Raw genomic sequence first — 7,003 nt, 5'->3', positions numbered from 1 at the left:
CAGCTTGACCTTGCCACCCGGCTTCGCCGGATCGTCACTGCCACCGCAGGCCGCGGTGCCGAGCACGAGCGCGGTCGCGAGCAGCGGGCCCGCGACCACGAGGGCGCGGCGGCGCAGGCTTCCGCCGTTCAGGGCTGGACGCATGCTTTTCCTCCAAACACAGGAAGGGATGGTGCGTTCTTTTGGGGTAACGTGCAGAGGAGCTTCGTGAGAGCGCTCTACCGGAGAGCGCTCTCCCACGCCAGAGCATCGCCCCGCCGCCAGGTCCTGTCAAGAGTCAGTTGCCGTGCTGTTACAGAACAAGACATCGGCGCAGGTCATGACCCAGCCGCGCGCCGGATCAACCAAAGTTGATCATGAGGTTGTGGCCACGACACACCGCCGAGCCGTGCCATAAGTTCATGATCAACGGGAAACGGCGATCCGGGGCGAGCGCGGGACGGGCGGGGGTCAGGCGGAGGCGCGGTGGACCAGGTCGGGGTCGAAGATGACGCTGGTGGTCCGGTTGGCGCGGGAGTCTATGCGGGTGAGCAGGAGGCGGGCCATCTCGGCGGCCATGTCCTCGACCGGCTGGCGGACCGTGGTGAGCGGGGGGCGGCTGGACAGGGCCGCGCTGCTGTCGTCGAAGCCGATGACGGCGACGTCGTCGGGCACGGTCTTGCCGTGGTCGCGCAGCACCATCATGGCGCCCTGGGCCATCACGTCGCTGGCCACGAAGACGCCGTCCACCTCGGGGTGCTCGGCGAGCAGGCGCTCCATGGCGCGCTCGCCGCCCTCCTGGGTGAAGCCGCCGTCGTAGGAGGGCACGTACGCCACTCCCTGCTTGGCCATCGCCTCGCGGAAGCCGTTGAGGCGGTCCACGCCGGCCGGCATGTCCACGGAGCCGGAGATGGTGGCGACGTGCTGGCAGCCGCGCGCGACCAGGTGGTCCGCGGCCAGTTTCGCGCCCTGGTAGGTCGCGACGTCGACGTAGCTGATCGGCATCGGCGCGGCGGGGCGGCCGTACAGGACGGCGGGCACCGCGGCGTCGGCGAGCATCCTGGGCAGCGGGTCGTGCGGGTGCAGGGACAGCACCACGACGCCGTCCACCTGCCCCTGGCGTACGTCGGAGACGACCTTGGCGCAGGCGTCCTCGTCACCGGCGAGCACCAGCGCCAGGTGCACCCCGGACGGTCGCAGCACGCTGAGCACGCCGCCGACCACCCGGCCGAAGAAGGGGTCGGAGAAGAAGCGGCCGAGGAACGGATCGTCCGCGGCCCGGTTCTCCGCCTCGGAGACGACCAGGGCGATCGCGCCGGTGCGGCCGGTGACCAGTGACCGCGCCGCCCGGTTGGGCACGTAGCCGGTGGCGGTGACCGCGTCCCAGACGACCTTGTGCAACTGCGGGTCGACGTTGCGGATGTTGTTGATCACCCGCGAGACGGTGGCCCTGGAGACGCCGGCAACCTGCGCGACGTCCTCGAGCGTCGGCAGCCGCTGCGCCGGCGTCTGGTCACTGGTCATGAACGTCTTTATAGCACAAAGGGAGAGCGCTCTCCGCTCCCGACCTGCCCGGATTTACGCCCTTCCGCCGGGCGCCGCGCGCCATGATCGCCCGACTTGCCAGGCAGGTGGGCGAAAGGCGCTTCAAGATACGCCCCGGTGCCTGGCAAGTCGAGCGATCACGCAACGTGCGAGAGCGTGATGGTGCGGCGGGCGGGTCGATGCCTCCACCCGCCGCACCCGGTGAGCGGTCCGGCGTCAGCTCTGGTAGACGCCGAACTCCCACAGTGAGTAGCCGTACGTGGTGGCCCGGTCCAGGCCGTTCATACGGACATAGCGGCCGGTCGCGGTGACCGGGAGGATGTCGAACCCGCCGTTGCCGGCGGTGGTCGAGTAGACCGTGCTCCAGTTGGTCCCGTCGTTGGAGACCTGGATCTGGTAGGACTTGGCGTACGCCGCCTCCCAGCCGAGCAGGACGTTGTTGAACGTCCTGACCGAGCCCAGGTCCACCTGGAGCCAGGCCGTGGCCACCCACTCGCTGGCCCACCGGGTGCCGTAGTTGTTGTCCACGGCGTAGGAGGGAAGCTGCGGCCCGTTGGTGCCGGTCGGCTGGTACGTCGAGGCGGTCGCGGGTCGGCCCTGGGCGATGTTGGTGCCCGGCACCGTCGGCGCGACGACGCGGATCGATTTCTGCTCGATGCCCACGTTGCCGTGGCCGTCGAACACGTACACGTAGATCTTCCAGACGCCCATCTGCTGCGGCGCGGTCACCGAGAACTCGTTGCTGCCGCCCAGCTGGGTGAAGCGCACGTTGTCGAAACCGCGGTTGCCGTTGATGTGCTTGTTGCTGTACATGATGTTGTACCGCAGCAGGTCGCCCTGCGGGTCGGTCGCGCCGACGTACAGCGTGAACTGGCTGCCGGCCGGGATCGACGTCTGGTTCGACAGGGTCAGGCTGGTGATCTCCGGCGGGGTGTTGGCCGAGGCCGTGCCGCTGTAGGCCTGCTTGAGCGCGTGCCACCCGTGCCGGCGCCAGCCGCCGGTCAGCGTGTTGAGCCAGACGCCGCCGAAGTCGTTCTCCAGGCCGTAGTGGAACTCGGTGGCCCCGAGCGCCACACCGGGGTGGCTGAGGATCGCGTTCCAGCTCGCCGTGTACTGCGCCCGCTTCTGCAGGTCGGTGGGCTCGGTCGGCACCCCGTTGAGGTCGTTGGGCACCTCCCACTCGCCGTCCGGGCCGCCCTCGGTGAGCACGTACGGCTTGGTGTAGCCGCCGTCGATCCAGGCCTGCTTGAGACCGCCGACCGCGCCGTAGGAGTTGATGCCGTAGATGTCGAGCGCGGGCGAGTTGTTCTTGTAGTACGGCCACGCGCCGACCCACGCGTCGGTCGAGGTGACCGGGTGGTTGGGGTCCGCGGCGTGGATCGCCACGGCGACCTCGTTGACGAACGCGGCGTACGCGTTGCGCCTGGCCTCGACCTCGGCGGCCGGCAGCCCGAAGTCCTGCATGGTGAGCAGCACCTCGTTGCCGACGTCCCACATCAGCACGCCCGGGTTGTTCTTGAGCGTGTTGACCCGGGCCACGATCTCGGCCTTGACGCTGTTCTTGTACGCGGTGTCGTTGACGTAGTCCGCGCCCTGGTTGAGCCAGTGCCCGACGATCACCTTGATGCCCTGGCGGGCGGCGGTGTTGAGCAGCACCGGGGTCTGCGTGTCGTCCACGCCCCAGGTGCGGATCGTGTTGACGCCCATGTTCTTCAGGTCGCGCATGTAGCCGTCGGCCGCGCCCTGCGGCGGGCCGTAGGTGAGGCCCTTGACCAGGTACGCCGACCCGTTGACCTGGAGCTGCCAGTTGCCCTGGGTGCCGGTGACCCGCACGACGCTCGGCCCGGCCGGGATCGCCGGGTCGGTCATCGCCGGAGCCGTGGTCCCGACCTGCTTGGACACGGTGACCTTGTCGACGGCGAGCACGCCGCCGGAGGTGGTCTCCGAGGTCGGCACGGTCTCGCCCGCGACGGCGTTCGGGTAGAGGCCGCCCATGGCCAGGTCGAGCCGCAGGTAGAAGCCGTGGTGCACGGCGGCCTGCCAGGCGGCCACGCCGACCTGGCTCTCCCGTACGACCCAGGTCTGCCGGCCGTCGAGGTAGAAGCGGATCTCCTCGTCGGTCTTGGTGCGGTCGATGACCTGCGCGTACTCGTGGAACGCGGTCTGGCAGCCGAGGCAGGTCGCCAGGCCCGAGGTGCGCCCGTTGTACTCCCCGCACGGCCCGTCGGGGGCGGTGCCGCAGTGCAGGGTGTTGGACAGCTGGCTGCGGCCGTTGACGCCGCTCATGATGTCGGTCTCGCCGACGCCCGGCCAGTTGTTGTAGTTGCCGCGGTACGCCGCGCCGGTGGCCCGGAACGCCGGCCAGTAGCCCAGGCCGTTGGCCACGTTGGGCTGCTGGATGACGGCGGAGAAGCGCAGCAGCTCGCCCGGCTGCGGGGCGAAGTCGGTGCGCTGGGTCTCCAGCCGGCCCGAGGTCCACGCGCCCGCGCCGTCACGGATCGCCTTGATGTTCAGCTTGCCGTCACCGGTGAGGTAGACGTTGGCGGTGGAGTTGCTGGCGGTCTCGATCTCGCCGGTCCCCCAGTTCGCCGCGCCGCCCGGGTACTGCGTGCCGGTGCGCATGAGCCAGTTCGCCGCGTTCGGGGAGGTGCCGGCCGCGCCGTCGAAGTTCTCCTCCCAGACCGTGGTCCAGTTGCCCGACGGGCTGGGGCTGGGGCTGGTCGGGGTGCTGGGGCTGGGCGACGGGGAGGTCACGATGCCGCCGGTGAAGACCTTGAACTCCCACAGGGAGTAGCCGTAGCCGTTGGCGCGGGTGGTGCCGTACATGCGGATGTACCGGCCGCTGCCGCCGACGTTGAGGGTCTGCGTGCCGCCGGGGCCGGTGGTGGTGCTGTAGATGCTCGTCCAGCCGCCGGTGCCGGTGGCGGAGGTCTGCAGCTGGAAGGCGGTCGCGTACGCGCCCTCCCACTGCAGCACCACCTGGCAGATGCTCTGCGTGCTGCCGAGGTCGATCTGCAGCCATTGCGGGTCGCTGTACTGGCTGGACCAGCGGGTGCCGGCGTTGCCGTCGACGGCCGCCGAGGCGGGGGTGCCCGCGCCCTCGATCGAGGAGGCGGTGGCGGTCTTGCCCTGGGCGACGTTCGTGGTGCCGCACGCGCCCGGGTTGGTGCTCGGGCTCGGGGCGGGCCCGAACGAGCCGATGACCTTGAACTCGTACAGCGAGTAGCCGTAGCCGCTGTTGCGCACCGTGCCGTGCATCCGCACGTACCGGCCGGAGCCGGTGACGTTGAGGGTCTGCGTGCCGCCGGGGCCGGTGGTGGTCGTGTAGATCGGCGTCCAGTTCACGTCGTCGGCGGAGGTCTGGATCTGGAACGAGCGGCCGTAGGCGCCCTCCCATTCCAGGATGACCTGGCTGATCGACGCGGTCTGACCGAGGTCGATGCGGATCCACTGCGGGTCGCTCCACTCGCTGCCCCAGCGGGTGCCGGAGTTGCCGTCCACGGCGTTGGCGGCGGCCAGGTCCGCGCCCTGGACGGAGGACGCGGTGACGGGCTTGCCCTGCGAGATCAGCGAGTCGGCGGCGCTGGCGCTGGTGAACGGGATGACCAGGGCCAGCGATGAGATGACCGTGGTGACCGCGATGGGTATGGCTATCCGCCAGCGGCGGGCGAGTTGCCGCGCACCCGGGCGGTGACTGACGGGGGTCATGGGGCTCCTACCTGTTGCAACGGGGAGAGCTCCGGCCGGAGGGCCGTGAGGTGGAGAGCGCTCTCCGAGTGTTACGCCGACATTTCCCCGCTGTCAAGACAGCGACTGCCGACTATGCCGAACTGTCCGCATGAGAGCGTTTTGTAGGCCGCCCCATCGATTCCCTCATCGCCGCTGGGCTATCCGCTCTTGACATCGGCGGCCCGTTGCCGGGAGCCTGGGACTCATTCGGAGAGCGCTCTCCATCGCGTTTCCCGGTGGCGCTCTCCCGCCGGCCCGTTTCCACGAAAGGGAACCCATGCCCACCCAGACCGAGGCACCAGCCGCAGCCACCGCGCAGGAGCTGCGGTTTCCACCCGACTTCTGGTGGGGGGCGGCCACCGCCGCGTACCAGATCGAAGGCGCCGTTGCCGACGACGGCCGCACCGCGTCGATCTGGGACACCTTCTGCGCCACCCCGGGCCTGGTGGTCGACGGGCACACCGGCGACGTCGCCGCCGACCACTACCACCGCTACCGCGAGGACGTCGCGCTGATGCGCGAGATCGGGCTGTCGGCGTACCGGTTCTCGGTGTCCTGGCCCCGCGTGCAGCCCGGCGGTCGGTCCGGGGAGAACCCGGCCGGCATCGCCTTCTACGACCGGCTCGTCGACGAGCTGCTGACCGCCGGGATCAAGCCCGCGGCCACGCTCTACCACTGGGACCTGCCGCAGGAGCTGGAGGACCGGGGCGGCTGGACCGCCCGCGACACCGCGCTGCGCTTCGCCGACTACGCCGCCGTCGTCGCCGCCCGGCTCGGCGACCGGGTCAAGCTGTGGTGCACCCTCAACGAGCCGTGGTGCTCGGCGTTCCTCGGCTACGGCGCGGGCTTCCACGCCCCCGGCCGCAAGAACCCCGCCGACGCGCTGCTGGCCACCCACCACCTGCTGCTCGGCCACGGCCTGGCTGCGCAGGCGCTGCGCGCGGCGGTCCCGACGGCACAGGTGTCCATCGCCCTCAACCAGGGCGCGGTGCGCTCGCTGACCGACTCGGCCGGCGACCGCGACGCCGCCCGGCGCATCGACGGCCTGCTCAACCGCGTCTACCTCGACCCGATCATGACGGGGGCGTACCCGGCCGACGTCATGGCCGACACCGCGGCCGTCAGCGACTGGTCCTTCGTGCGCGAGGGCGACCTGGCCGTGATCTCCGCGCCGATCGACGCGCTGGGCGTCAACTACTACGCCCCCGACCTGGTCAGCGCCGCGGCCACGCCGCACGAGGAACCGTCGGTGTACCCGGCCAGCCAGGACATCACGTTCCACCAGACCCCCGGCCCGCGCACCGAGATGGGCTGGACCGTCGACCCGACCGGCCTGCGCGACGTGCTCATCGGCGTGCACCGCCGCTTCCCCGACCTGCCGATGTACGTCACCGAGAACGGCGCGGCCTACGACGACAAGGTCGACGCCGACGGCCGTGTCCGGGACGGCGAGCGCATCGCCTACCTGCGCGCCCACCTCGCCGCAGCGCACGAGGCGATGACCGCCGGGGCCGACCTGCGCGGCTACTTCGTGTGGTCGCTGCTCGACAACTTCGAGTGGGCGTTCGGCTACGGCAAGCGCTTCGGCATCGTCCGCGTCGACTACGACACCCAGCAGCGCCTGCTGAAGGACAGCGCGCGCTGGTACCGCGATGTGATCCACGCCGGCGGCATCGCGGCCTGACACCGGCCCGGGGCTGGGCCGATGTCAGAACCGGGCGGCGTCGTCGACCTCTCCGACGACGCCGCC

The 7,003-nt window shown here is 70.5% G+C and carries 3 protein-coding genes; 1 reads left to right on the top strand and 2 read right to left on the bottom strand.

The annotated features are described in order from the left end of the window. Nucleotides 1-450: 450 nt before the first annotated feature. Together AB0B35_RS41825 and AB0B35_RS41820 are read right to left on the bottom strand one after the other, a co-directional pair. Nucleotides 451-1,503 carry a LacI family DNA-binding transcriptional regulator gene (locus AB0B35_RS41825; RefSeq protein WP_360534775.1) on the bottom strand — a complete coding sequence of 351 codons (1,053 nt, stop codon included), beginning with the start codon at nt 1,501-1,503 and terminating at the stop codon, nt 451-453. Nucleotides 1,504-1,740: 237 nt separating this feature from the next. Then, on the bottom strand, nt 1,741-5,232 hold the full coding sequence (locus AB0B35_RS41820) for a discoidin domain-containing protein (protein WP_361057404.1): 3,492 nt from the start codon (nt 5,230-5,232) through the stop codon (nt 1,741-1,743). A gap of 298 nt (nt 5,233-5,530) precedes the next feature. Here AB0B35_RS41820 and AB0B35_RS41815 point away from each other — a divergent pair, with 298 nt between their 5' ends. Beyond that, nucleotides 5,531-6,937: a GH1 family beta-glucosidase gene (locus tag AB0B35_RS41815; RefSeq protein WP_361057401.1), complete on the top strand. Its 1,407-nt coding sequence runs from the start codon at nt 5,531-5,533 to the stop codon at nt 6,935-6,937. Nucleotides 6,938-7,003: the final 66 nt, after the last annotated feature.

Origin of the sequence: Catellatospora sp. NPDC049133 (assembly GCF_040648455.1) — a bacterium.
GTDB classification, from domain to species: domain Bacteria; phylum Actinomycetota; class Actinomycetes; order Mycobacteriales; family Micromonosporaceae; genus Catellatospora; species Catellatospora aurea.
This window is presented reverse-complemented; position numbering and strand designations above follow the sequence as displayed.

Bases quoted from the DNA above. Each gene is read 5' to 3' on its own strand.
- AB0B35_RS41825 (WP_360534775.1), bottom strand. From the start codon at position 1,503: ATGACCAGTGACCAGACGCCGGCGCAGCGGCTGCCGACGCTCGAGGAC.
- AB0B35_RS41820 (WP_361057404.1), bottom strand. From the start codon at position 5,232: ATGACCCCCGTCAGTCACCGCCCGGGTGCGCGGCAACTCGCCCGCCGC.
- AB0B35_RS41815 (WP_361057401.1), top strand. From the start codon at position 5,531: ATGCCCACCCAGACCGAGGCACCAGCCGCAGCCACCGCGCAGGAGCTG.